Annotated in this window: 28 protein-coding genes; 16 read left to right on the top strand and 12 right to left on the bottom strand. The window is 45.0% G+C overall.

Annotated elements, in window-relative coordinates:
• Window positions 1-831 (top strand): hypothetical protein (locus A3757_RS27025; protein WP_197470140.1); only part of this gene is annotated, 831 nt, incomplete at its 5' end.
• Window positions 832-921: 90 nt separating this feature from the next.
• A complete protein-coding gene (locus A3757_RS19225) occupies window positions 922-1977 on the top strand; it encodes a TIGR02281 family clan AA aspartic protease (protein ID WP_197470141.1) in 1056 nt (351 codons plus the stop codon).
• A gap of 9 nt (window positions 1978-1986) precedes the next feature.
• On the opposite strand, the gene A3757_RS19230 is transcribed toward A3757_RS19225, so the two are convergent.
• Window positions 1987-2313 (bottom strand): hypothetical protein, encoded by a 327-nt coding sequence (locus tag A3757_RS19230; protein WP_068554914.1) that lies wholly within the window; start codon window positions 2311-2313, stop codon window positions 1987-1989.
• 182 nt (window positions 2314-2495) lie between these two features.
• Here A3757_RS19230 and murJ point away from each other — a divergent pair, with 182 nt between their 5' ends.
• Entirely contained in the window at window positions 2496-4103 is a 1608-nt protein-coding gene (gene murJ / locus A3757_RS19235) for a murein biosynthesis integral membrane protein MurJ (protein WP_082865483.1), read from the top strand.
• 32 nt (window positions 4104-4135) lie between these two features.
• Here the strand turns inward: murJ and A3757_RS19240 are convergent, their stop codons facing one another.
• The 3 genes from A3757_RS19240 to A3757_RS27950 all read right to left on the bottom strand — a co-directional run bounded on the left by A3757_RS19240 (window position 4136) and on the right by A3757_RS27950 (window position 6078).
• On the bottom strand, window positions 4136-4717 hold the full coding sequence (locus A3757_RS19240) for a superoxide dismutase (protein ID WP_068515364.1): 582 nt from the start codon (window positions 4715-4717) through the stop codon (window positions 4136-4138).
• A gap of 226 nt (window positions 4718-4943) precedes the next feature.
• A complete protein-coding gene (locus A3757_RS19245; RefSeq protein ID WP_369808223.1) occupies window positions 4944-5618 on the bottom strand; it encodes a pseudouridine synthase in 675 nt (224 codons plus the stop codon).
• Window positions 5619-5715: 97 nt separating this feature from the next.
• Window positions 5716-6078 carry a cold shock domain-containing protein gene (locus tag A3757_RS27950; protein ID WP_082865482.1) on the bottom strand — a complete coding sequence of 121 codons (363 nt, stop codon included), beginning with the start codon at window positions 6076-6078 and terminating at the stop codon, window positions 5716-5718.
• Between the two features lie 343 nt (window positions 6079-6421).
• Here A3757_RS27950 and clpS point away from each other — a divergent pair, with 343 nt between their 5' ends.
• Together clpS and clpA are read left to right on the top strand one after the other, a co-directional pair.
• Window positions 6422-6778 (top strand): ATP-dependent Clp protease adapter ClpS, encoded by a 357-nt coding sequence (gene clpS / locus A3757_RS19255; RefSeq protein ID WP_068516258.1) that lies wholly within the window; start codon window positions 6422-6424, stop codon window positions 6776-6778.
• A gap of 76 nt (window positions 6779-6854) precedes the next feature.
• Window positions 6855-9113 (top strand): ATP-dependent Clp protease ATP-binding subunit ClpA, encoded by a 2259-nt coding sequence (gene clpA, locus A3757_RS19260; protein ID WP_068740118.1) that lies wholly within the window; start codon window positions 6855-6857, stop codon window positions 9111-9113.
• A 104-nt stretch (window positions 9114-9217) separates the two neighbouring features.
• Here clpA and infA read toward each other — a convergent pair whose 3' ends face one another.
• From infA to A3757_RS19290, 6 genes are all read right to left on the bottom strand, one after another.
• Window positions 9218-9436 (bottom strand): translation initiation factor IF-1, encoded by a 219-nt coding sequence (infA, locus tag A3757_RS19265; RefSeq protein WP_068516263.1) that lies wholly within the window; start codon window positions 9434-9436, stop codon window positions 9218-9220.
• A gap of 209 nt (window positions 9437-9645) precedes the next feature.
• On the bottom strand, window positions 9646-10395 hold the full coding sequence (locus A3757_RS19270) for an arginyltransferase (protein WP_068516266.1): 750 nt from the start codon (window positions 10393-10395) through the stop codon (window positions 9646-9648).
• Between the two features lie 11 nt (window positions 10396-10406).
• Window positions 10407-11108, bottom strand: a complete 702-nt coding sequence (gene aat / locus A3757_RS19275) for a leucyl/phenylalanyl-tRNA--protein transferase (protein WP_068553326.1) — start codon at window positions 11106-11108, stop codon at window positions 10407-10409.
• 62 nt (window positions 11109-11170) lie between these two features.
• On the bottom strand, window positions 11171-12121 hold the full coding sequence (trxB, locus tag A3757_RS19280) for a thioredoxin-disulfide reductase (protein WP_068516272.1): 951 nt from the start codon (window positions 12119-12121) through the stop codon (window positions 11171-11173).
• A 135-nt stretch (window positions 12122-12256) separates the two neighbouring features.
• Window positions 12257-13171 (bottom strand): MoxR family ATPase, encoded by a 915-nt coding sequence (locus A3757_RS19285; protein ID WP_068516275.1) that lies wholly within the window; start codon window positions 13169-13171, stop codon window positions 12257-12259.
• 16 nt (window positions 13172-13187) lie between these two features.
• On the bottom strand, window positions 13188-13766 hold the full coding sequence (locus tag A3757_RS19290) for a PilZ domain-containing protein (protein ID WP_082865155.1): 579 nt from the start codon (window positions 13764-13766) through the stop codon (window positions 13188-13190).
• 171 nt (window positions 13767-13937) lie between these two features.
• On the opposite strand from A3757_RS19290, the gene A3757_RS19295 reads away from it, so the two are divergent.
• Window positions 13938-15179 (top strand): lipoprotein-releasing ABC transporter permease subunit, encoded by a 1242-nt coding sequence (locus tag A3757_RS19295; protein ID WP_068516277.1) that lies wholly within the window; start codon window positions 13938-13940, stop codon window positions 15177-15179.
• On the top strand, window positions 15172-15879 hold the full coding sequence (locus A3757_RS19300) for an ABC transporter ATP-binding protein (RefSeq protein WP_068516280.1): 708 nt from the start codon (window positions 15172-15174) through the stop codon (window positions 15877-15879). Before A3757_RS19295 ends, A3757_RS19300 begins: the two co-directional genes overlap by 8 nt.
• Here the strand turns inward: A3757_RS19300 and A3757_RS19305 are convergent.
• Entirely contained in the window at window positions 15876-16415 is a 540-nt protein-coding gene (locus tag A3757_RS19305; protein ID WP_068509714.1) for a DUF2062 domain-containing protein, read from the bottom strand. The genes A3757_RS19300 and A3757_RS19305 overlap by 4 nt on opposite strands.
• A 38-nt stretch (window positions 16416-16453) precedes the next feature.
• Here A3757_RS19305 and A3757_RS19310 point away from each other — a divergent pair, with 38 nt between their 5' ends.
• The 9 genes from A3757_RS19310 to murB all read left to right on the top strand — a co-directional run bounded on the left by A3757_RS19310 (window position 16454) and on the right by murB (window position 25311).
• A complete protein-coding gene (locus A3757_RS19310; protein ID WP_068516283.1) occupies window positions 16454-18739 on the top strand; it encodes a DNA internalization-related competence protein ComEC/Rec2 in 2286 nt (761 codons plus the stop codon).
• A gap of 149 nt (window positions 18740-18888) precedes the next feature.
• Window positions 18889-19524, top strand: a complete 636-nt coding sequence (locus tag A3757_RS19315) for a MotA/TolQ/ExbB proton channel family protein (RefSeq protein WP_068508177.1) — start codon at window positions 18889-18891, stop codon at window positions 19522-19524.
• Window positions 19521-19940, top strand: coding sequence for a biopolymer transporter ExbD (locus A3757_RS19320; RefSeq protein WP_068508176.1), 420 nt, complete (start codon window positions 19521-19523; stop codon window positions 19938-19940). The genes A3757_RS19315 and A3757_RS19320 overlap by 4 nt, the downstream gene beginning before the upstream one ends.
• Before the next feature lie 35 nt (window positions 19941-19975).
• Entirely contained in the window at window positions 19976-21745 is a 1770-nt protein-coding gene (msbA, locus tag A3757_RS19325; RefSeq protein ID WP_068516286.1) for a lipid A export permease/ATP-binding protein MsbA, read from the top strand.
• Window positions 21738-22790: a tetraacyldisaccharide 4'-kinase gene (lpxK, locus tag A3757_RS19330; protein ID WP_068516289.1), complete on the top strand. Its 1053-nt coding sequence runs from the start codon at window positions 21738-21740 to the stop codon at window positions 22788-22790. Before msbA ends, lpxK begins: the two co-directional genes overlap by 8 nt.
• Window positions 22783-22968, top strand: coding sequence for a Trm112 family protein (locus A3757_RS19335; RefSeq protein ID WP_068516292.1), 186 nt, complete (start codon window positions 22783-22785; stop codon window positions 22966-22968). The genes lpxK and A3757_RS19335 overlap by 8 nt, the downstream gene beginning before the upstream one ends.
• Before the next feature lie 26 nt (window positions 22969-22994).
• Complete coding sequence (gene kdsB / locus A3757_RS19340; protein ID WP_068516295.1) at window positions 22995-23759, top strand: 3-deoxy-manno-octulosonate cytidylyltransferase; 765 nt, start codon at window positions 22995-22997, stop codon at window positions 23757-23759.
• Between the two features lie 40 nt (window positions 23760-23799).
• Window positions 23800-24273 (top strand): low molecular weight protein-tyrosine-phosphatase, encoded by a 474-nt coding sequence (locus tag A3757_RS19345; RefSeq protein ID WP_068516175.1) that lies wholly within the window; start codon window positions 23800-23802, stop codon window positions 24271-24273.
• A 15-nt stretch (window positions 24274-24288) separates the two neighbouring features.
• Complete coding sequence (murB, locus tag A3757_RS19350; protein ID WP_068516298.1) at window positions 24289-25311, top strand: UDP-N-acetylmuramate dehydrogenase; 1023 nt, start codon at window positions 24289-24291, stop codon at window positions 25309-25311.
• 11 nt (window positions 25312-25322) lie between these two features.
• Here murB and A3757_RS27030 read toward each other — a convergent pair.
• Window positions 25323-25607, bottom strand: a 285-nt coding sequence (locus A3757_RS27030) for an NADPH-dependent FMN reductase (protein WP_369819575.1), incomplete at its 5' end; no start/stop codon positions are given.

Here is a 25607-nt window from a genome sequence, read left to right on the forward strand (position 1 = left end):
TTGTCAGCGCCAAAATCAGTACGTGAGCATGTTATGTTTGGTGCTGAATCAGATCTATATGCTCTGGAGCACTTTGTTGAAAATAACAACGTATATATCAGTGCTTTGATTCCAGGAGCGGTGAGAAGTAATGAGTGTTATAAAAACTACCTTCGTGTTGAGTGTGACCTGGGTTCCCAAGAAGGTGGTGGGAGTGACCGATGTACGGGGGCTGATCTGGCAGAGGGTACGTGTTTCTCTTCTTTTACCGAATTTGAATCTACAGCACTGTTTTGCACTCCTAATCAGGTATTAACTAGAGTATGTGCTGATGCTAGTCTTGACTCAGGCTCAATTCGTACTGAGGCAAGCGATGAAGATGGTAAATGGGTGCGCATGCTTGACCTGAGTGGTGACGAGGCTGATAGGCAGACAGTATATCTATTGACGTCCTCGCATCAGGAAGCGCTTGATGAACAGGTTCTTGATGAAGGACGCTTGCTGACACCTACCTTGTATGAAATTGACGATAACGATGGCTCTCTTGGCTCAGAGCTTGGCGTATTGAATGATGTTGTTGAGACGGTTATTGGCGGAGTGCTTTATCAGAAAGCGAGTGGCGCTGAACCGTTGTTTGAGGGCTTGCTGGATGTCCTTTCTTATGACGTGTCTGTCTCGGAGGAAGAGGGTGCTTCAGGTCAGGAATTACTTAGTCGTCATTCCAAGTATGCTATTGTTAATACCTTGAGTGATGATAATAGTGCTGTTTCGGTACGTCAGACTCCAAGGTTGGCGGAAACAGTCTTTAAACGATTTGACACTGCGCCAAAGTCAACGGGTTCATCTGAATAGACAAAGAAAAATATTTCAAGTTCAGAATAGGTAGTCCGCGTCTTCATGAGTGGTGTAGTGAGCTATCACTGGTCTGAAAGGGGGCTTATCTTGAATAGAACGTCAGGCTACTTATTAGCGCTCTGTGCTGGAGTATCTTTGGGTTGGCTAGCGCAGCAGTTCTGGTTTGCTGGTCTCGATCAGCAAGTTTCCAGCTCTCAGAGAGATTTGCTTCGAAATGAGCAGCGCCTAAAAAACTTGCGCTCAAAGGAGCAGAATTTAAAGAAACCGGCTAGCCTGGATTCTGTTGACAGTACTTCTACAAAAACCGAAATGACCGATATCGAGCTTCTTGCCGATCAGCTTGAGAATAAGGCTCAGCTATCCGAGACTGACTTTCAGGTCATTTTTAGTGTTGCCAAGCAAAAACTTGCTCAAGGTAATGTTCAGGACGCAATAGTCTACTTGTACGATTTGCGTCTACTGGTGGACTCTCAGTTTGAAGATGCCTACCTGAATGGTGTTCAAGACTTTGTGCAACATCTGGAGCAAACGCTGGAGAAAGCTGGTGAGCATGATTTATTAATTGCGAGCTTTAGGCAGTTGGTGAGTTTTCAGCCAGAGTATACCCCCTATTATTTATCCCTGGCTCACTGGCTAATTGTCTCTGAGGAGTGGGATGAGGCTGAACTAAGCCTTGTGTCAGCAAGGCATGACCTTAAATATGGCGAGGAGGTTCAGCTATTGGAAAATACCATTGCTGAACTTAGAGACCGTTCTAGTCAGTATATCGTTCCCTTGCAAACTATTGGTGAGCACTATTTGCTTGAGCTGCTTGTTAATGACGAGCACAGTTTGTCGCTAATGATTGATACGGGTGCTTCAATGACTGTCGTGAAGACAGAGTTTGTTCAAGAATATTTGCCTAGCCTTTTAGATGAGGCAGATGAGCTGCTGCTCAAGACCGCCAATGGCTCCGTCAAAGGGAGCAAAGTGCAGGTGGGTCAAGTCTCGCTTGGAGGATTATCAATGGGGGATGTTACTTTGGGAGTTTTGCCCTTATCTGACTTTACTTATGATGGGCTTTTGGGGATGGATATTCTCAAGCGTTTTGAGTTTAAAATTGACCAAGAAAATCAACAGCTGGTGCTGAATCCCCAGCTGTAAGTGTGTCGCTTAATTAGTCTTTAGATCTAGATAGCCCTTCTGAATTGATGTCTCAAAAGCTTTTGCTCCTTCAGCAAGCTCTTCAAAGCGAAGGCGCAGGGTTTTGAGTTTTTTTAATTCCTCGGCACTCGGTGAGTCATCAAGATCATCATATTTTTTTCCTAGTTCATACATGAACTTTAAATAAGCTGCCCGGGTCTGGGCCACGATATTGACGATGGGTTTTAAATCGCTGGTAGAAAGTGCCTCGATTTCAGGATTAATAATCTCCCTATTCGACTTCCGATACAGCTGCTCGTAGTGCAGCATCAATCGATTAATATCTTGTTCGTCCATTGTCTTAGTCCTGTGTAATATAAACGAGTGATTGGCTAATTTATTAAGCATAGAAGGAAAATACTCGGATTCAACTTTTATCCATGCTTTGAAAAGAGAAATGTTTCTGGGCAGGGCGTCTTTGCTTTTGATATCAAGCCAAGTATGCTTCGCGCTGATACTGAATAGGTTTACGAGTGCATATGGAAAACGAGAATAAAACAAATGCTCCAAAGGAGGGGGTGTCGAGCAATATTAAAGCAAAGCAGGCAAGTGGTTTGCTTCGCTCAAGCGGTATTGTTGGAGTAATGACTATGTTGTCCCGGGTCTTCGGCTTGGTGCGGGATGTTGTCGTAGCAAACCTGTTTGGTGCTTCGGCGGGGGCAGATGCCTTTTTTGTAGCCTTTAAAATTCCAAATTTCTTTCGGCGTCTATTTGCAGAAGGTGCTTTTTCCCAGGCCTTTGTCCCAGTGTTATCTGAATACCGTAGTCAGCGCACTGAGCGAGAGGTCAGGCAGTTGGTTAACTCGGTTGCAGGTGTGTTGGGGCTGGTATTACTACTTATTACGGCTTTAGCGGTCATGGGCGCTCCATGGCTAACGGCTTTGTTTGCTCCGGGTTTTCTTGAGGATACAGAAAAATATAACCTTGCCAGCGATATGTTGAGGATAACCTTTCCCTATTTGCTGTTGATCTCTTTGACCGCTTTTGCTGGTTCAATATTGAATAGCTATGGTTACTTTGCGATACCCGCTTTTACACCTGTTTTGCTTAACTTGGTGCTCATATCAGCGGCGCTTTGGTTAACGCCGTTATTTACAGAGCCAGTCATGGGCTTGGCATGGGGGGTCTTTATTGCAGGCCTGATACAGCTGTTTTTTCAGTTTCCCTTCTTGATAAAAATGGGCTTGATGCCTCGGCCACGCCTGGATTATCGTCATGAAGGTGTTCGACGTATTTTTATACTGATGGTTCCAGCACTATTTGGTGTTTCTGTAAGCCAGATTAATCTGTTGCTCGATACAGTGTTAGCGTCATTTCTACAAACAGGAAGCGTTTCTTGGCTTTATTATTCGGATCGTTTAGCTGAGTTGCCTTTGGGGATTTTCGGTATTGCCATTGCGACAGTGATTTTACCTAGTTTGTCTCGAAAGCATAGCAGTCAGTCTCACAAAGCTTTTTCTGACACGCTGGACTGGGCTATACGGATAGTTCTGTTGATGGGCGTTCCGGCAGCTGTTGCTTTGATTGTTCTTGCTGAACCTTTGGTGACGTCGCTATTTTATTACGGTGCATTAGAACAACGCGATGTCTATATGTCGGCAATGAGCTTACGTGCCTATGCCTTAGGGCTCTTGGCATTTATGTTGATTAAGGTCTTGGCTCCCGGGTACTTTTCAAGACAAGATATGAAGACGCCTGTAAAGATTGGCATATGGGCGATGTGTGCCAACATGGTTTTCAATTTGATTCTGATCTGGCCTTTGCAACATACAGGTTTGGCATTAGCGACAGCGCTTTCGTCTTGGATGAATGCTTTGTGGCTTTTGAGTGGCTTAGTGAAGCGTGATGTTTATCATAGAAGCGAAGGTTGGGCTTTATTTGTGCTGCGGATAGTTGTTGCTGTTGTTGCGATGGTGTTGGCGGTTTCCTGGATGAATGTTGAAACCGAAATTTGGTTTGATATGAGTGTTTGGGAGCGAATAACTAAGTTGCTAGCTTTGGTTGTCGTCGGAATCGTTTCTTATTTTATCGTTTTGCTATTAAGTGGGATGAAGCTAAGAGCTTTGGTTAAAGGCTTGGGAGATTGAACCTCCTTAGTCACTAAGGAGGTTCAGAAGAATTATGCTGCTAGGTTTGCTGCAACAAATTCCCAGTTAACCAGCTTCCAGAACGCTGTCAGGTAGTTCGGACGAACATTACGGAAGTCGATGTAGTAAGCGTGTTCCCATAGGTCAACAGTTAGCAAGGCAGTCTGGCCTTCAGTCATCGGCGTTCCAGCGTTGCTAGTGTTAACAATTTCCAAAGAACCATCTGCATTCTTAACTAACCAAGTCCAGCTAGAGCCAAAGTTGTTAACAGCTTTGTCGTTGAACTGAGCTTGGAAGTCAGCGAAAGATCCAAATGCTGCATTGATAGCCTCGGCTACTGCGCCAGTTGGCTCGCCGCCGCCATTTGGGCTTAGGCAATTCCAGTAGAAAGTGTGGTTCCAGATCTGGGCTGCATTGTTAAATACTGGGCCGCTTGAAGATTTGATGATGTCTTCAAGGGACTTGCCTTCAAACTCGGTTCCAGGGATCGCAGCATTCAACTTATCAACGTAAGTTTTATGGTGCTTGCCATGGTGAAACTCTAGAGTTTCTTGAGAAATATGTGGCGCTAGTGCGTCAATTGCATAGGGAAGTGCTGGTAATTCAATTGCCATGATGGGCTCTCCATTAATAATGAAAGTCTTTTTATACTATTTCTTGGTGAGCGATTTAGTCGACTCGTTAGAAAAAGCGTGGTTAGTAAGTCTATGATTTATTATTGCTTATTATGGCTCGAATGATAGCACCTAAATTTTTATAAGCCAAAAATCTTGCCTATATGCTTAGCAAATTAGCTTTGAAGTGGTGTTTAGTTTATTTATGTGCCGTATCGCACTGGTGCTAACTAGGTTTTTTTCTGTGTGGATGCTTCTTTTTGCTTGAATGGGTGCGTCCTTTATTACGAGAAGAATGTTTTTTATTTTCTCGTTGCTTAGGTAGGTGAACTTCCAGGCTTTTATGTTCGCCTGGTTGTAGGTTGTCGATAGACCAGGGGCCAATTGCTGCGCGAATCAGGCGGAGTGTTGGGAAGCCGACTTCAGCAGTCATTCGTCGCACTTGGCGGTTTTTTCCTTCGGTGATCGTTAATGCCAGCCAGGATGTTGGAGCATTTGCGCGCTGCCTTATTGGTGGGGTTCTCGGCCACAAGCAGGGCTCTTTAATTCGTTCGGCAATAGCTGGACGTGTTAGCCCATCTTTAAGTGTTACCCCATTACGCAATTTGTTAAGGGCTTCATCGCTAATCTCCCCTTCTACCTGTGCCCAATAGGTCTTGGGGAGCTTGTGTTTCGGGTCGGCAATTCGAGCTTGCATTTGCCCATCGCCAGTTAAGATCAATAGTCCTTCTGAGTCGTAGTCCAGTCTGCCGGCGGGGTATATTTTGGGGGTTTTAATAAAGTTTGAAAGCGTTGAGCGGCCCTCATTATCAGTAAACTGAGATAGTGTGTGATAAGGCTTGTTGAATAGGAAAATAGTAGGCATGGCCACATAATACGCGGACAGGAAAAAGTCTGCCATATAAATGGCAAGTGATTTACCCGGTTTTGTATAAAATCGGGTTAAGAGTAAATGGCTAAAGGCCTGCTATCTCTAGAGGAAGGGCAGGCTCTCAGTTTCAAGCTGAAACTGCTTTGGCTTCTTGCTCTGTTGATGTTTTTGTTTCCGTGTTCAATGGTGCTTGATGGCTAGGCTGAAACTCAGAACCATTTGCTTCTTCAACAGAAATAAACTCGTCATGGTCTACGTCATGTGCAGCGGAGCTTGGTTGAACCGTTTCAACTGCCGTAATATTTACAGCGTGAAAACCTTTGTCGCCTGGCTGCTTTTCAAAGTTGACCGGCTGCCCTGCTTTAAGGGTTTTATAGCCTTCCATTTGAATTGAAGAAAAATGAGCAAAAAGATCTTCATTATCACCGTCTTCGATGATGAACCCATAGCCTTTTGCATTATTGAACCACTTTACTGTACCTTGAGGCATTATCGACTCCCGTGTCTCCTGCGTTCGAACTATGTGTCTTGGCAATCCTGAATAAAGAATTCAAGGATGTCAGACTGCCTTTTTGGGTTCTTGGGCATGTAAAAGTTCAAACACCTGAAGTTTTATTTTTATTTGTATTCCGATGCAAAGCGCATCAAGTCGCTACTGTCAAATATTTTCTTAATGCTGTCAAGCGATTTGGGCGAAAGATATGATGCCTGGCCGTAATTCTTTCGATAGTTTTGCTCATGTTTTTCTTTATGCGATTTCTTTATAAGCTCAGTTGTTGCAAAATACGTATCTACCCCCAAATAAAGAGAAATGTAAAAATTCGTATCAAACTATGAGTAAAACTAAAGATTCTCTACTAGTATTAGCTCAAGGAACGCAAAATGATCCAGGTCATGAAGATGATCTGCTTGTCGCTCCTGCTAAGCCAGCGTTTAAACAGCCTTCGATGTATCAGGTTGTCATGTTAAATGATGACTACACGCCGATGGACTTTGTTGTTGAGGTGCTATTAAAGTTTTTTTCTATGAATGAAGAAAAGGCGACCCAGGTAATGTTAGCTGTTCACACTCAAGGTTATGCCGTGTGTGGCGTGTTCAGTCGGGACATTGCAGAAACAAAGGTGGCGCTGGTGAATCAATATTCGGCTGATTGTGATCACCCATTATTGTGTGAAATCAAAGCAGTCTAGAGCTTTATAGATATAGTTCTGCGTTTTACATGGGTAATCACATTGAGCGAATTAATAATAATTTCTGGGGTGAAAGATGTTAAGTAAGGACCTCGAACTGACCTTGAACGAAGCGTTTCGAAGCGCCCGTGAGAAGCGTCACGAATTTATGACTGTTGAGCACTTGCTATTGGCTTTGCTCGACAATGATGCCGCACTACAAGTGCTGGGTGCGTGTGGTACCGAATTGTCGGAGCTTCGAGAGGAGTTAACCGAGTTTGTAGACTCGACTACACCACTTATTCCAGCGAGTGATGAAGAGCGAGAAACTCAGCCTACTCTGGGCTTTCAGCGAGTTTTGCAGCGTGCAGTATTTCATGTTCAGTCTTCTGGTAAGAAAGAAGTTACTGGCGCGAATGTTTTGGTAGCTATATTCAGTGAACAAGAAAGTCAGGCTGTTTATGTGCTTAAGAAACAAAATATCGCGCGTATTGATGTAGTAAATTATATCTCGCATGGTATTTCCAAAATTTCCGATGACTCCGAGCCAGAGCAAGAGGGTGAGGCGTCTTCTGAAGAAGGTATGGAAGAGTCAGGCCAGAGTAATCCGCTCGAGAGCTATGCATCAAACTTGAATGAACAGGCAAGCTTCGGTCGCATTGACCCACTGATTGGTCGCGAGAAAGAGGTTGATAGAGTTGTACAGATACTGTCGCGTCGCCGTAAAAATAACCCCTTGTTAGTAGGGGAGGCGGGTGTTGGTAAAACGGCGATAGCTGAAGGTTTAGCTAAGCAGATTGTTGATGGAAATGTTCCAGCAATTATATCTGATGCTGAGGTTTATTCTTTAGATCTTGGTGCTTTATTAGCAGGAACCAAATACCGTGGTGATTTTGAAAAACGTTTTAAGGCTCTGCTAGCTGAGCTGAAGAAGCGAGATCATGCTATTTTATTTATTGATGAAATTCATACGATCATTGGTGCGGGTTCTGCTTCAGGTGGCGTTATGGATGCATCTAATTTGCTGAAGCCACTACTTAGTTCTGGTGAGATTCGTTGTATTGGTTCGACTACGTTCACTGAGTTCCGAGGCATCTTCGAAAAAGATAGCGCATTGGCGCGTCGATTCCAGAAGATAGATGTAAATGAGCCGGATGTTGAGGATACGATAAAAATTCTGCGAGGTCTGAAACCTCAGTTTGAAGCACATCATGAACTCAAGTATACGGATGAAGCATTGCGCTCCGCAGCAGAGCTGGCTGAACGTTATATTACTGATCGTCATATGCCTGATAAGGCCATCGATGTGATAGACGAGGCGGGTGCTAGTCAGCGTTTGAAAGAAGCTGATCAGCGCTGTGACTTGATTGATGTCGAGGATATTGAAGATGTGGTGGCTAAAATAGCGCGAATTCCTCCTCGTAGCGTGACAAGTTCTGATAAAGATATGCTTAAGAATATTGAGCGCGATCTTAAAATGCTAGTGTTTGGTCAAGATAAGGCAATCGAGTCTTTATCAACGGCAATCAAGCTTTCTCGCGCCGGTTTGAAGTCGCCTGAGAAGCCTGATGGTGCATTCTTGTTCTCTGGTCCTACCGGTGTTGGTAAGACTGAAGTAACTAAGCAGTTAGCAACTGTATTAGGTATTGAGTTGGTTCGCTTTGATATGTCGGAGTATATGGAGCGACATACCGTCAGTCGTTTGATTGGTGCGCCTCCTGGGTACGTTGGCTATGATCAGGGTGGCTTATTGACCGAAGCGGTCAATAAGAATCCTCACTGCGTTTTATTGCTTGATGAGATTGAAAAGGCGCACCCAGAAGTCTTTAACTTGTTGTTGCAGGTTATGGATCACGGCACCTTAACCGATAACAATGGCCGCAAAGCTGACTTTAGGCATGTCGTGTTGGTGATGACAACCAATGCTGGTGCGGAAGTAATTAGTAGACGCTCAATTGGTTTTAATGAGCAAGACCATTCTTCAGATGGTATGGAAGCTTTGAATAAGGTATTTACGCCAGAGTTTAGAAATCGCTTGGATGGCATTATTCCGTTTGCTTCATTATCGAGAGAAACAGTTTGCTATGTTGTCGACAAGTTCCTTATGGAATTACAAGTACAGCTGGATGCGAAGAACGTTGTGCTGCATGTTGATGATGAAGTGAAGCTCTATCTTGCAGAGAAGGGGTATGATGAAACTATGGGTGCTAGACCAATGGCTCGTCTGATTCAGGAAGACCTCAAGAAACCGTTAGCAGAAGAAATTCTCTTTGGTAGTTTGGCTGAAGGTGGCGATGTCCATATTAATCTTCGAGATAATGAGATTGTCTTTGATTATGAGCAAGAGCCAGCCTAAGGGTTGTTATTGACGAAAAAAAGGGTAAGAACATGGTTCTTACCCTTTTTTTATGACTATAAAGTCTCGCTTAAGCGAATGAGCGCGAGCCCAGACGAAATAATCTAGCGAGCTCTGTAGGTGATACGGCCTTTAGTTAGGTCGTAAGGCGTCATTTCAACTTTAACCTTGTCACCAGTCAGTATACGAATATAGTTCTTACGCATCTTGCCAGAAATATGAGCCGTTACAATATGGCCATTTTCTAGTTCAACACGGAACATGGTGTTTGGAAGGGTGTCTATAATCGTCCCTTCCATTTCAATGACATCTTCTTTCGCCATTAAAGCGTAACCTCATAAATAATTGAGCGTTTAGTTACAACAAGCCTGAAATTTAAGAGGCTAATTATCACCTCGAATTAAAGCTCGTTATTAGAAAAGTGCGACATTCTGCCTGAATCCGAAGGATTACGCAAAATGTTTGTTTATTGATCAGTAAAATAATTGCACTTATGGCGGGTTTGAGGGGCTAAAAAGAAGTTGCTGGAGGATTATTCGCTAGAACTCAGTAGCTGGTCTCTGATGTTTATCAGCTGTTCTTCTGTATACCACTGATCACCAATTCTGGCCTCAAAAGGTGAAAACTTTGTTTTGTACGCCATTTTCTTACATTCCTTAATAAAATAGCCTAAATACAGGTAACTTAGCTCTCGATTTTTGGCTTCCTCCACTTGCCAGAGAATGGCGTAGGTTCCTAGGCTTTTAGCCGAAAGCTCAGGGTCAAAGAACGTGTAAATGGCCGAAAGGCCGTCATTAAGTTGGTCGCAAACGGCAATGCCAAGTAAATGGTCGCCTTCAGAGAATTCTATGAACTGTGTTGTGCTGTGACCATTTACCAGGAACGATCTATATTGGTCGCGGCTCGGCGGGTACATATCTCCATCCGCGTGACGGCTGTGGATATATTTCTCATATAGTAAGTAGTGGTCTTCATGGAAATCAGCTGGAAGAATTTTACCTTTCACTTGGCTGTTTTTATTCCACACCCTTTTCTGACTTTTGCTTCTTTGAAAGTTTGGTGCAGACACGCGTATTGGTGTGCAAGCTTGGCAGCTAGTGCAGTGAGGGCGGTAATAATGTTGTCCGCTACGACGGAAACCCTGTGCTGAAAGTTCGCTATAGGTATCCGTGTCGATGATAACTTTTGGGTCGGCAAAGACAGTGCTTGCTTGCATGCCCGGTAGGTAGCTGCAATCGTGCTCCGGGGTCGCGTAAAGTGCCAGCTCTTGTTGTTGTGTCATAGCTTTGGGCTTTATCCGTTGCCTTGATTGGCGAATGCCCACTCGGAATGTAAGGGGCTTCGTTTAATATTTTTATTAAGTATAGATAAAAAATCTGACCTATCGATGCATTTTGCGCCGAGTGTTAGTAAATGGGGGTTTTCAACTTGGCAGTCAATAATAGCGTAGCCCCACTTATGCAGCTGTTGGCTTAGACATGCGAAGGCAACTTTCGATGCATTGGGCTTTAATGAAAACATTGATTCACCGAAAAAACAGCAGCCAATGGCTAGGCCATAGAGCCCACCAACAAGTTCTTCGTTTTCCCATACTTCAACCGAGTGAGCAACGCCTAGTTCATGCAGAGCGTAATATGCCTCTTCCATTTCTTCGGTAATCCAGGTGCCTTCCTCGGAATCGAGTCGAGCGCAATGTCTGATGACTTCTGGGAAAGCTTGGTCGAAGCTGAGCCTGGGCTGTTTCTGTCGAATGTGTTTCTTCAGGCTTTTGGAGATATGTACTTCATCAGGAATTACAACGCAGCGAGGGTCGGGGCTCCACCAAAGAATAGGCTGATCATCTGAGAACCAAGGGAATATGCCGCGGGAATAGGCGTGAATGAGTCGTTCAGGGCTAAGGTCACCTCCGGCAGCGAGTAAGCCGTCTGGGTCGCGCAAAGCCTGTTCAATGGGAGGGAAGTCGTCGTTCGCATCCAGCCAGGGGAGGTTGGCCATTCAATATCCTTTGAGGCGAGCAGGGCGGTTAAGCGTCAAGCTTACCCGCCCGGGGGTTATACTTATAATGCGTCGATGTACTTTTCTGCATCCAGTGCAGCCATACAACCAAAGCCAGCTGAAGTAATTGCTTGACGGTATACCTGGTCAGTTACATCACCGGCGGCGAATACGCCAGGGATGCTAGTGCCTGTTACGCCTCCTTCGAGGCCAGACTTTATGGTCAGATAGCCATTATTCATTTCTAGTTGGCCATCAAATAGCTCGGTGTTGGGCTTATGGCCGATAGCAATAAAGACACCCATTGTTGGTATTTCTTTTTCTTCACCTGATTCGGTTGACTTGACGCGCACGCCAGTTACGCCTGCATCGTCACCCAGCACTTCTTCTAGAGTATGGTTCCACTCGATGCGAATATTACCGTTTTCAGCTTTTTCCAAAAGCTTGTCTTGAAGAATTTTTTCCGAGCGAAGTGTGTCTCGACGGTGAATCAATATAACTTCTTTAGCGATATTGGATAGATACAACGCTTCTTCAACGGCAGTGTTTCCGCCGCCAACTACACAAACAGTCTGGTTGCGGTAGAAGAATCCGTCACAAGTTGCACAGGCGCTGACCCCTTTGCCGGCAAACGTTTCTTCGGACTCTAGGCCCAAATACATCGCTGAAGCACCGGTGGCGATAATGAGTGCGTCACAAGTATATTCACCAGAATCGCCCGTTAAGCGAAAAGGTTTTTGGCTTAGTTCTGCTTTATTGATGTGATCATAAATAACCTCTGTTTCGAAGCGCTCGGCATGCTGCTGCATTCTTTGCATTAATTCAGGACCTTGAACGCCCTCAGCATCTCCAGGCCAGTTATCGACGTCGGTTGTTTGCGTCAATTGTCCGCCTGCCTGCATTCCTGTAATCACAACTGGGTTCAGGTTGGCGCGTGCTGCATAGACTGCAGCTGTATAGCCTGCAGGGCCTGAGCCAAGAATAATGACTTTGGAGTGTTTTGCTTCGCTCATGAGAAATGTCCTTCAACGATAAGTGTTTAAACTGGTACTAAATAATGTTGTGCAAAAATGCTGCTCAGCAAGCTCTATAGGTCGTGGCTACAGATATAGGGGCTCGCAGAATAATAAACTGTTAATGGGGATAGTTTAAAAAATATCAACAGATTTTAAAATGTTTTGGCTCAAAGGGTTGCTTTGCTTTGCTTGTCCGTTAGACAGGCGGTGTTCTGCGACGCTTGGAAAGACTGCCTGAATATCATCAGGTAAAACATGGTCCCTGCCTTCAATAAGTGCCCAGGCTTTAGCCGCTTGAATCAGAGATATATTTGCGCGAGGCGATAAACCGTGTGTTTCATTGCTTTTTAAACGACTCAATGTTGCCAGCCGGTAGACGTAGTTGACGATACTGTCTGAGCACTGAACTTTGGATACTAGAGCTTGAATTTTGCTGAGAGTATTCTCGTTCAACACTGCTTGTAATTGATTTGCCAGCGCGCGTCGATCAATACCTTTGAGTAGTTGTTTTTCAGCGTCTTCACTTGGGTAACCTAGTGATATGCGCATCATAAATCGGTCTAATTGTGACTCTGGCAGCGCGTGAGTACCTGACTGGTCGCTAGGGTTCTGAGTGGCGATGACGAAAAAGGGCTCAGGGAGTGCGCGGGTTTCACCTTCTTGTGTGACCTGGCGCTCTTCCATTGCTTCGAGCAGAGCACTTTGGGTTTTAGGGCTGGCACGATTGATCTCGTCAGCGAGTACAAGGTTGGAAAATATCGGGCCGGGGTGAAAATGGAACTTACCGTCTTCTCGGTTAAAAATATTCAGGCCCAGTAAGTCACCAGGTAGTAAGTCGCTGGTAAATTGGATGCGTTGATAGCTTAAGCCCAAAGTTCCTGCTAAAGCGTGTGCTAATGTTGTCTTCCCCATGCCAGGCAAGTCTTCGATGAGCAGGTGGCCTTTAGCAAGCAAGCAGGTCAGGGCTAGCTTAATTTCATTCTCTTTGCCTAGAATAACTTTGTTGAGTTGGCTAAGGCCAAGTTGAATCGCTTTGATATTGCTCATAGTAGAATCTATAGACTTATGAAGTGGGGGTGGATGCTCTGTTTTGGGTTTGGACTCGCATAATATGGCGTGCAATCAACTGCTGGTGAGCTTCCGATATATCGGTAAAAGCAATATGCACCTCATAAGGTGATTGCGATCCTCGACATGAAAGTACATCGCCTTCAAGTATTAAGCCGCTATAGCTGGGTAGTAAAATAAGCTTGATTGCGACGCTTTGCCCTTTGGTATATTCCGACTCACTCTTAAGTGCCAAGCCTCCTTCACTCAAGTTAACAGTTTGAATGTTGTCATTTGAGTTTTGCTGGTTGTTCATTGCCAGCACTCTCGATAAGGCGTCGAGTTTCTTGTTCATTACTTTTAAAAACTGCCCCAGGTTTTTATCTTTATCTGTCAGCGTTCGGAGTAGATGCTTTGATTCAACATCCAATAGCTGAAACTCAGAGATCAGACCAAACTCGGGGCTTAGTTCAAAACATTCCGCTGCAGTTTGATTGTCAGCTCTGGGAACAATGTCAACGGACGCTTTATTTTCAACGCGAAAATATTGTCGTCGATTGGCGAGTTCGGTAATGGTTTCAATATCGTCATTCATAAGTCGGGACAGCTTGCTTCAACAAATAGAGGTTTAAAAAGATATATAGCTTTAATTAAAGCAAAGAAATGCTCGCTTCGCTGAATTGATTTGCGGCTTTTGTGAATGCCGCGCAAAGGAACTGACAAACAAGGTGTTGTTTGCTTAGGGGGGCTGTGGTTTAATCGCGCCATGTTTAAATTCTATCCTGTCTTAATTGGCCTTCGTTATACATCGGCGAAGCGCAAAAACCACTTCATTTCATTTATCTCGCTAACGTCGATGGTGGGCTTGATAATTGGTGTGGCTCTACTTATTACTGTGCTCTCTGTTATGAACGGTTTTGATCGTGAATTACAGCAAAGAATCTTGGGTATGGTGCCGCACGCAGTGATTAAACCTTATAGTGATATGCGAGACTGGCAAACACTTCAGGATTCTGTACTTGAAAATGAGAAAGTGCTTGCTGCCGCGCCGTTTATAAATGCTCAAGGAATGGTGACGCGTAACGGTGCAGTTCACGGTGTTCAGCTGAATGGCGTTTTACCTGAAGAAGAAACATCGGTCTCGATTATCAGTGAGCATATGATTCGAGGTTCTCTTGAGGATTTGAAATCAGGTGAGTTCGGCATGATTATCGGTGAAATACTATCCCGGCAATTGCGCGTTGATGTCGGGGATAAAGTCACTGTCGTTTTACCCGAAGCTTCCTTAACGCCTGCAGGTGTGTTTCCAAGGTTAAAGCGTTTTGTTGTAAAAGGTATTTTCAGTGTAGGAGCCGACCTGGATGCTTCGCTGACCATGATTCATATGGATGACGCGGCAAAAATGTTACGTATCAAAGGTTCAGTGCACGGCTTGCGCTTAAAAATGCATGACCTGTTTGATGCACCCTATATTGCTCGCCAGATAGCGATGAACCTGGATGAAGGTTTTTATAGCGTAGACTGGACCAGAACCCACGGAAACCTGTTTCAGGCAATTCGCATGGAAAAGACTATGATTGGCCTATTGTTGATGGTTATTGTTGCGGTTGCCGCCTTTAATATTATCTCTACTTTAGTGATGGTTGTGACGGATAAGAAAGCTGACATAGCGATCCTCCGCACCATGGGGGCGAGCCCCAAGGCGATTATGGGGATATTTGTTGTGCAAGGTGCTTATATCGGGATCGTAGGAACCCTGGTCGGCACCGTATTAGGCGTGCTACTCGCTTTGAATGTCAGCGATATTATTCAGGGAATAGAGAGTCTTCTGAAGATGCAGTTTCTCAACCCGGATGTCTATTTTATTAGTGACTTACCTTCTCAACTTTTACTTGATGATGTGCTGGTTATTTCCGGGACAGCATTGATTATGAGTTTGTTAGCAACACTTTACCCGGCTTGGCGGGCTTCCAAAGTTCAACCCGCGGAGGCTTTGCGTTATGAATGATGGCGTAATTATTGAGGCGAAAGGCATCTCAAAAAACTATGATGATGCTGTTGCGCCAATTTCGATTTTTCAGAATTTAGACTTCACCCTTAGCAAGGGGGAGTCGGTCAGCGTATTGGGCGCTTCCGGCTCTGGTAAAACGACTTTGTTGAATATATTGGGTGGTTTGGATAAAGCGAGCGAAGGTCTTGTAAGGCTTTGTGGTAGCGACTTGAGTCAGTGCTCAGAGGCGCGCCTAACAGAGTTGAGAAATCAGAATCTGGGCTTTGTTTATCAGTTTCATCACTTGTTAGCGGAGTTTACGGCGGTAGAGAATATTGCTATGCCTTTATTCATTGCTGGCCAGAAACGGCGTTTGGCAGAAGCGCGAGCGCTTGAATTGCTTGACTTAGTGGGCTTGTCAGCACGCGCTAAACATAAGCCTTCTGAGTTGTCGGGAGGAGAGCGTCAGCGAGTTGCCATTGCTCGTGCGCTGGTCAATCAGCCAAAGTGCGTATTGATGGATGAGCCGACGGGAAATTTGGATGAAACCACAGCACGAAAGATCCAAGATGTGATGCTGACCTTGCAGCGTGAGCTGGATACAGGCTTCGTTGTCGTAACGCATGATACGCAATTAGCGCACAAGATGGACAGAGTATTAATCATGGAAGAAGGTGTGTTGAAGCCCTGGAGTGCTGCAGAGCAGGCTTCAGTTTAAACGGACTTGTTATCTTTTCTCGCTTTTCTGGCAGCGACTCGGTGGTGCCACTTTCTAAGGGTTGCGCGTTTCCAAATGGCGTCTATGCCGAAATAACCTGTGACGCCAAGTACGCAGCCGGCTACGAGAGAGCCAAAATACATAGGAATACCGACTTCATATAGTTTGTCTTTTAACCACTCGAATGAAAGCTCATACTCGAAAGGTGAAGCGGGAATATCAAGAATCCAGGCGCCTAATAAGTATTCTGCATAGAAAATAGGTGGCATAGTAAGTGGGTTGCTAATCCACACTAAGGCCAGGGAAACCGGTAGGTTTGCGTTGAAACGCAGCGCACACAGTGCCGCAGCAACCATTTGAAAGGGCATAGGGATACATGCCCAAAATAAGCCAATGGCAAAGGCCTTAGTGACTGAATGGCGGTTTAAATGCCATAAGTTAGGCTGGTGAACTAGAGGTCCCAAGAACTTAAGGGATTTGTTTTCACGAATTGCGTCGGGATCTGGAAGATATTTTTTTATCAGATCTTTTGGCATAAAAAGTTCACTTCGTAGTCAGGCTCAAGGATGAGTTTATGTTCTATTTGATGGCCGCATTTTGTGTGGGCCCTATCATACTCTATTGTTATGGGGAATTGTTACCCGCCTTTATTTATATTTTGTTTTCAATTTGTTGCTTGGGCTTGGTTAAGACACGTCTATTTTTGCCGCTCTTAAGCTGCTTGCTTGGTCTTCTGTTTACTCACATTCTGATTGCTGAATACTTGGAAGCGCGTCTTGATAGATCTCTCGATAGTGGGAGTCAAACTATTGAGGCTTATGTTTGTTCTGTGCCGGTGGATTATCACTTGTATTCAAAGGCTGATTTTTGTGTGCTTGAAGCATCAGACAATAATGGAAAAATATTGGGTAAAAAAGTAAGGCTCTCATTTTCTCATACCCTTAATCTCGATTTAAAGAAGCGCTACTACAAGTTGAGTGTTGTTTTGAAGCCTCCGCGAGCAAGCTTGAATTTTGTCGGCAGCTCTTTCGAACAGTACCTGTTTTATAAAAAAATTTCGGCAATTGGACGAATTGTGGAGGTGCTCGAAAGTGCTGAAGATGAGGCTGGGTTCACATTGGCGGACCGAGTTCGTTCTAGCCTGAATTCATACCGTATGAGTTTAGGTGACTATCTCAATAACTTACTCCTAGATAAAGAACATAAAGGTCTACTTAGGGCCCTGATCCTGGGAGATCGGGGGCAAATTAGTCCTGGAGACTCACGAGTTCTGCAGTACACAGGAACACAGCATTTGCTTGCTATCTCGGGCCTGCATGTGGGGCTGGTGATGTTTTTTCTCTATAAGCTCTTGGTCTGGTCTGCTTTTCGAGTGCCAGTCGTTGCTTTTTTCGGCCTTGCTTACGTCATTATGGTTGGCGGGAGTGAATCTGCCATCAGGGCTTGGGTAATGTCTGTGTTGGCTCTGGTGCTTTTATCAGGGCGGTGGCGCAGAGACTATTTGGCGATTTATTGTGCCGCAATGTTTATGGTACTTTTATTCGACCCCCTATCGCCCATGAATATTGGCTTTTGGTATTCATTTATTTGTGTGGCTTTGCTTATATTGTTGTCACGGTTTGCACTAAATATGGATGCAAGCTGGCGTTCACTGTTGTTGCTGCAGTTGGTTTTGATTGTCGGCCTCGCTCCTATTAATGCCCTGATCGGCAATGTTCAGGGGCTGGCGAGCTTATTAGGAAATATGTTTGCCGTTCCTTGGGTTTCGTTGTTTGTTTTGCCTGTATCTTTAGTTGCTTTAGGTATCTCGTTTTTGAGTCGGCCAGTTGGTGAGATCTTGATGAGCTGTTCTGATGCTGGTTTAGAGTTACTGGTTCAGTATTTGTCATCTTTAATTGGTCTTTTAGCTGAGTTTTCTTTTGGGGCAAGCAATGTCTTATTAATTCCTTATGCGGTTTTATTCTTGAGCTTTGTTTTCTTTATTCGCAATTATCTGCTTCGGGCAGTGTTTCTGGCGGTATTGTTATTGGTGCTCTACACGCCTTCAGTGCTAAAGGAGCCGAAGTCCGAGGTCTTGGTTTTCGATGCGGGGCAGGGTTTGGCTATCGCATTGATCTGGGGCGGTCAGTACTGGCTCTATGATACCGGGTTAGCCTTGGGAAGCTATTCTCTGGTTGAAAGTGCAGTTTTCCCCTATTTCCGTGAACAAGAGTTGTTGCTGAATATTAGTGGGTTGATAGTGAGTCATGGTGACGCGGATCATGCGGGCGGAGCTGCGCGCGTTGAGGAATATTTGCAGCCTACGCACTTGTGGTCTGGCGAGCCGGGTCGTGTATCGGGCTTAATGAACGAAAAACCTTGCGCCGCTGGAATGTCTTGGGAGTATACGGGGGGGCGCCTGGAGGTTCTTTACCCTTTTGCGGCTGGGGCAGAATTTGGGGCGTCTTCAAATAATCGCTCTTGCGTGCTTCGTTTTACCTATCGGGGTCAGAGTTTTCTGCTCATGGGGGACTTGGAAGGAGAGGCTGAAATGCACTTAGTAGAGCGCTATCGAGATTCATTGAAGGCTGACGTTCTCATCGCGGGTCACCATGGTTCTGCAAATGCGACATCCATTGCCTTGTTAAAAAATGTTCAGCCTAAGATTCTGGTAATTTCGGCCGCTTATATGAATCGATTTGGTCATCCCCATGCAGATGTATTGGAAAGATCCAGGTTGATGGGAGTGGAAGTATTATCGACTGCTTCGCATGGCGCTCTAAGGTTTTTGTTAGGTGGAGAGGCTATAAATGTAGCGGTGGCACGCATCGAGCGAGAGACTTTTTGGTCAGTACATGAAGATAGTGTAAATAAAAACTAACGGGCTTTTCTAAATCTCTAAGTATGCTAAAGTATCGGCACTAAAATAAGCGATGATAGAAGCTGCTGTTCGTCAGTATTAGGCTTGGTATTTAGTCGGGTACCTTTGCTGGTCACAGCGGTTCGAAAATTACTTGGGGAGACTTCTGCGTGTTAGATTTATTGAAGCCGGGCGGCATAATCATGTTTCCTTTGCTGCTTTGTTCGGTATTGGCGCTGGCAATCATTATTGAGCGTTTCTGGACTTTGCGGGTCAGCCGATTGGCACCAAAGGTTTTGGTTCAGGACTTGTGGGCTGCTATCAAAAAGAAAGAACTTAACTCGCGTAAGTTGAAAGAGTTAAAAGAAGCTGCACCGCTAGGTCGAGTTCTTGCAGCTGGTTTGGCAAATGCTCGTCATGGTCGAGAGATCATGAAAGAGAGCATTCAGGAAGAAGCCAGTCATGTGGTGCATGAAATGGAACGCTTTTTAACGGCACTTGGAACGATTGCTGTGATTACGCCTTTGTTGGGCTTGTTGGGTACCGTTATTGGTATGATTAAAGTCTTTGCTCAGTTGCAGCTAGAAGGTGCCGGTAATGCCGCTGCTCTAGCGGGTGGTATTTCTGAAGCATTGATAACGACTGCCGCGGGTATGACAGTTGCTATTCCTGCTCTAATTTTCCACCGTTATTTCTTACGCCGTGTAGATGAGATTGTCGTAGATATGGAGCAAGAGTCTTTACGCTTGGTCGAAGTTATCCATGGTGACCGTGAACCTTCACGTGATGGAGAACAGAGCTCTTGAATTTTAAACGTCAGTCCGGTGAAGAGGTATCAGTAGACTTAACGCCACTGATTGATGTGGTGTTCTTGTTATTGATTTTCTTCATGGTGTCTACCACCTTCACCAAAGAGAGTCATTTGGAAATTGATTTACCGCAGTCCAGTGCAGAGCCGGCGAAGCCAGCTGTAAAAGAGATTGAGGTGATTATCAATGCCAAAGGTGAGTATGCGGTAAATGATCGCAGCTTGGTTAATAACTCTGAAGACACGCTTAAAAAAGCCGTTCAGAAACTGTCTGAAGGTAACACTAAAATTCCGTTTATTATTACGGCTGATGCAAAAACTTCTCACGAATATGTAGTTAGAGTGATGGATGTTGCTGGGCAGTTGGGTTTTGTGCAGTTGAGTATCACAACGCAGCGGAATAAATCAAAATAGGCTGCTGTCTGGCAGCCTTTGTTTGTTGGTAGTCTATGAGTAAAGATTCGGAAGCCCTTCCTGAATTAAATGAATCAAATTGGGCGCTCTATCAGCGTCTGCTGGTTTATATAAAGCCACTAAAATTCTTTTTCATTCTTAGTATTATTGGTAACGCTATCTATGCGGGTGCGAGTGCGTTAATGGCTCAAGCTCTGGATACGGTCATTACCACCGTTGAAAATCCCACTGAAGAAAATCGCTTGATGCTGCCTTTGCTGATTTTTTCCTTGTTTGCAATGCGCGGGATAGGGGGGTTCTTGGGTGGATACTACATAGCTTATGTGGGGCAGAATATCGTTCACCGGTTACGCACCCAAGTGTTTGACCGGTATTTGAAACTGCCCAGTTACTACTTTGACTCAAACGCATCGGGACATTTGATTTCTCGAATTACCTTCAACGTTCAACAAGTCTCTTCAGCTGCAACTGATGCAATAACGGTGATTGTACGGGAGGGCTTGACTGTGATCGGCCTTTTTATTGTGATGATCAATGCTAACTGGAAATTGACCTTAATCTTTTTGGCAATTGGTCCAATGATTGGTGCCTTAGTAAGTTATGTGAGTAAGCGCTTTCGTAAGTTAAGTAAACGTATTATGGCATCAGTGGGTGATGTCACGCATGTAACCTCGGAGGTCGTATCGGGATACCGAGTGGTGCGCATATTTGGTGGGGAGAACTATGAGTCAAACCGCTTTAATCAGGCTAGTGAATATAACTTAAAGCAAGCTTTGAAGCTTGAAATGACTAAAGCTATCAGTACACCGGTTATTCAGTCTCTAGTCGCATTAGCGATCGCGGTTTTGGTTTGGTTAGCGCTCGCTCCAGATGTCCGTGGCGATATGACTGCCGGGAGCTTCGTGGTGATCATTGCCGCGGCAGCGACCATGGCAAAACCTATTCGTCAGTTAACTCAGGTAAATGAAAAGATTCAGCGAGGCTTGGCTGCCGCTAAGGACTTGTTTGCAGTGATTGATGCCGAACCTGAGAAAGATCAAGGAAGCTTCGAAAGTGCCAGAGTACAAGGTGCGATTGAGATTAGTGATCTTAACTTCGCTTACGAAGGAAGTAATAAAGCGATCCTGAAGAATATTGATTTATCGATCAAGCCTGGTGAAACCGTTGCTTTGGTCGGCCGCTCCGGTAGTGGTAAGTCGACACTGGCGAACCTGATTCCACGCTTTTACGAAGCCCAATCTGGCAGCATTACCTTAGACGGTGTGCCAGTCGAAGACTATACCTTGCGTTCTCTTAGAGATCAGATTTCATTGGTTACTCAGCAGGTGACCTTGTTCAACGATACCTTTACCAAGAATATTGCCTATGGAGGCTTGGAAGGTGCTTCGATCGAGGATGTACAAGAGGCTGCGAGAAAGTCTAATGCATTAGCGTTTATTGAGGATAAAGACCTGGGCTTTGATACAGAGCTTGGCGATAACGGTGTCTCGTTGTCCGGTGGGCAGCGTCAACGTATCGCTATTGCACGAGCCTTGCTGAAAGATGCGCCAGTGTTGATTCTCGATGAGGCGACCTCAGCCCTGGATACAGAGTCAGAAAAAGCTATTCAAGGTGAGTTGGAGGTATTGATGGAGGGACGTACAACAATTGTGATCGCGCATCGCCTATCGACTGTAGAAAATGCAGATAAAATTGTAGTGATGGACCAAGGTCGTGTAATCGAGCAGGGAACACATCAATCACTTCTGGCTGCAAATGGTGAGTACGCCAAACTTTACAATATGAACCTGGCGGACGATGCCTAGTCAGGATCAGCAACGTGCTGCTTCAACGAGCATAACCGATGCTTGGTACCAAGGTGCTGCTTGGCTATACCTGCTGGCACCACTGTCACTTATCTATATGCTTATTTTGGTCATACGGGCATGGCTATACCGCTTAGGTTTTAAGACCTCATATCGTTCCAGTTTACCCATTATAGTGGTTGGCAATATTACGCTCGGCGGGACTGGAAAGTCACCATTGGTTGCATACTTGGTGCAAGCGCTTCAGGAAAGAGGCTATCAGCCTGGTATCGTCAGCAGAGGGTACGGTGCATCAATTCCATCTACAGAGTGTCGAGAAGTGTTAGCCGATAGCTTGCCTGAAGAGGTGGGTGATGAGCCACTCATGCTAAAGCAAGCGCTTGATTGTCCGGTATTTGTTAGTCCTAATAGAAAGCTCTCAGTTCAGGCACTGGAAGCTCAAGGTTGTAATGTTGTTATAAGTGATGATGGCTTGCAACACAATGCGCTACAGCGTGATGTGGAAGTTTGTGTTTACGATGGTCAAAGAGCCTTGGGTAATGGATATTTACTTCCGATGGGGCCTTTGCGTGAAAGCCAGTCTCGAATGAAGAAGCTGGACTTTCAGGTGATCAACGGTGCTGATGATTTACCTGGCGTGAATTCATCAGAGCCTTACATTCGAATGGATTTACGACCAGGCAACTTACTGCCGTTGAAGGCTGATCCCGGTCAGGATGGTCTCAATCAAGCCTTAGCTTTGGATAAATTGTCGGGTCAGCCGGTAAATGCTGTTGCTGCCATTGGCAACCCGGAACGCTTCTTTGAGGTGCTTGAGCGCAGTGGTATGATTGTTATGCGTCATGCCTTCGAAGATCATCATGCTTACTCTATCGATGATTTTGGCTTTTCGGAAACGCTTCCGATCATTATGACGGAGAAAGATGCTGTCAAATGTCGTTCTTTAGGTTTGTCAGATGCCTGGTACTTGCCTGTAGAAGCTGAGCTGAGTGCTAACTTGGCCGATTTGATTATTGAAAAAATAGAAGGAAATTCTCGTGGATAAAAAACTACTTTCGGTTTTGGCTTGCCCTTGTTGTAAGGGGGAGTTGCAATATGACCAGGAAAAACAGGAACTGATCTGTCGAGTAGATGCTTTGGCGTTCCCAATACAGGATGACATTCCAGTGATGCTTGAGACTGAAGCGCGGACTCTTACAACTGATGAGAAACTGGGTAAATAAGCACACACACAGAAAAGGAGGGACGTATGTCTTTTAAGGTCATTATACCTGCTCGCTATGCCTCTACCCGTTTGCCGGGTAAACCTCTGTTGGATATTGCCGGAAAGCCGATGATTCAGCGGGTTTATGAGCAAGCTTGCTTATCAGATGCCGAAGAAGTTGTTATTGCGACAGATGATGAGCGTATTGAAAAGGTCGCTTTGGGCTTTGGTTCCAAGGTTGTGATGACTTCTGCTGAGCACCCTTCGGGAACAGACAGGCTGCAGGAAGTAGTTGCCAAACTTGCTTTGGCAGATGATGATATTGTTGTCAATGTTCAAGGTGATGAACCGCTTATTCCGCCAAAGGTGATTAATCAGGTTGCTAAGAACTTGTCATTAGCCCCAGGTGCCGGCATTGCAACTTTGTGTGAGTCGATAGTCAAAGTAGAAGATGTTTTTAATCCGAATGCAGTAAAAGTGGTGTTTGATCTCAATGGTATGGCAAATTATTTTAGTCGTGCCCCGATACCATGGTGTCGTGATCAGTTTTCAGATCCTAAGGCCTTAACGGCGATACCTGATGGCGCTAGCTATTACCGCCATATCGGTATCTATGCCTACCGAGTGGGTTTCTTGAATGCTTATGTGAATTGGCCGCCGAGTATGACTGAAAAGCTTGAAAGTTTAGAGCAATTGAGAGCCTTATCTAACGGTGTTAGCATTCATGTCGAACAAGCTTTGGAGAGCCCTCCTCCAGGGGTCGATACTGAAACAGATCTGCAATATCTTAGAAACCTTTTAGCGGTATGATGTTCTCTTTTTCTTAATTTTTTTAGTCGAGTTGGGAATTATGCATAAGATCCTGTTTGTTTGTTTAGGAAATATCTGTCGCTCACCCACTGCTCAAGGTGTTTTTCAGTCTCGTGTTGATCAGGCTGGTTTAAAGGAGCACTTTTTTGTGGATTCTGCCGGTACAGCGGGTTGGCATGAAGGGAAAGCTCCAGACCCTCGAACACAAAAGCATGCGTTAAGCCGTTCGTATGACTTAAGCCGAATTCAAGGACGTCAGGTGGTTTTCTCTGACTTCGAAGCCTTTGATCATATTATTGCAATGGATAAGGCCAATCTGGAAAACTTGCAAGCCATGTGTCCAGAAGAGTCTCAGCATAAATTAAAGCTGTTTTTAGACTTCAGTGATTGCCCTGAAAGTGAAGTGCCAGATCCTTACTTTGGTGGCACTGCCGGTTTTTCACATGTGCTTGATTTAGCTGAGTCGGCAAGTGAAGGTTTGCTGAATGCTCTGACAGAGGAAGCGCTCGCTTAATGGTTGCATTCCTTGATGAATAAGCGTTTGGGAGCAGATTTAAAGAGCCTGAATACCCTGGCTTTACCTTGTGTTGCTCGCGAAGAACTTTGCTTTGACAATGCTCAAGAGCTTGTGCTCTTTTTGCAGGGTGGAAGCTATGAACTATCAGAGTTGCTTATCCTGGGCGGCGGTTCCAATTTGGTTTTGCCCGAGAGACTAGACAAACTTGTAATACGTTTATTGTTTGACGCAATTCACTATCATGATGACGATACAGATCATGTGATTGTTGTTGTTGAAGCAGGTAGGATCTGGGACGACTTGGTGGCTGGTACTGTAAATCAAGGCTTGGTTGGGCTAGAAAACCTTTCCTATATTCCCGGAACCGTTGGTGCAGCACCCGTTCAGAATATCGGTGCGTACGGCGTGGAACTTTCAGACTCTCTTGTCTCGGTGAAAGCTTTCGACACTAAGACGCTTTCGCTTTGTGAGTTGAGCAATGAGCAGTGCCAGTTCTCATACAGAGACAGCATATTTAAACGCGAGCCTAATCGTTATTGCATCATTAGTATTACACTTCGGCTGACACGTAAACCTTGTTTTAAGCTTGACTATGGTGAGCTGAGGGGCTTTCAGGGGCTCGCGGAAAGCTTAATGGTATCTCAGGTGAGAGAGAAAATTATTGCTGTTCGTAAGGCGAAATTACCTGAACCGAGTGAGCTTCCAAATGCCGGTAGCTTTTTCAAAAACCCGATCGTTACGGCGAAACAAGAAGAGAGCATAAGGAAGAAGTTTCCAGGACTTGTGAGTTATCAGCTTGAGACTGGGGAATTTAAATTGGCGGCAGGCTGGTTGATCGACCAGGCCGGTTGGAAAGGGAAGCGGCAAGGGCCTGTAGGCGTACATGCCAAGCAAGCTCTTGTTCTTGTCAATCACGATGGCGGCAATCAGGCAGATATACTTACCTTGGCGCAAGATATTAGAGCTTCAATTGCTTCAATTTTTTCCGTTGCCTTGGAAGTGGAGCCAAAAATAGTCTCATCCTTGAGTTCATAAGGTTGTAGTTCCTATTTCTGTAGTCGCTGGTCAGTTTCTAGTAAGGTTTTAACTAATCCGGTTAAGCGATCGACCGTTTCTTGATTTACTAATTTCCCTTCTTCGTTGAATGCTTCGTAAGCAGCTCCAATAGCTAGTTGTTGAGGAATAACTAAACTCCCCAAATTTGTCATGACTTCTCTTAGTTGTCCTAGTCCTCTTAAGCCACCTAGGCTGCCTGGGCTGGCAGCAGTTAGTGCGACAGTAAATCTGTTAAATGGTGGTTGATAGACATTGGAGTCACTATTGTCAGGGCG

Source organism: Oleiphilus sp. HI0117 (genome assembly GCF_001635235.1).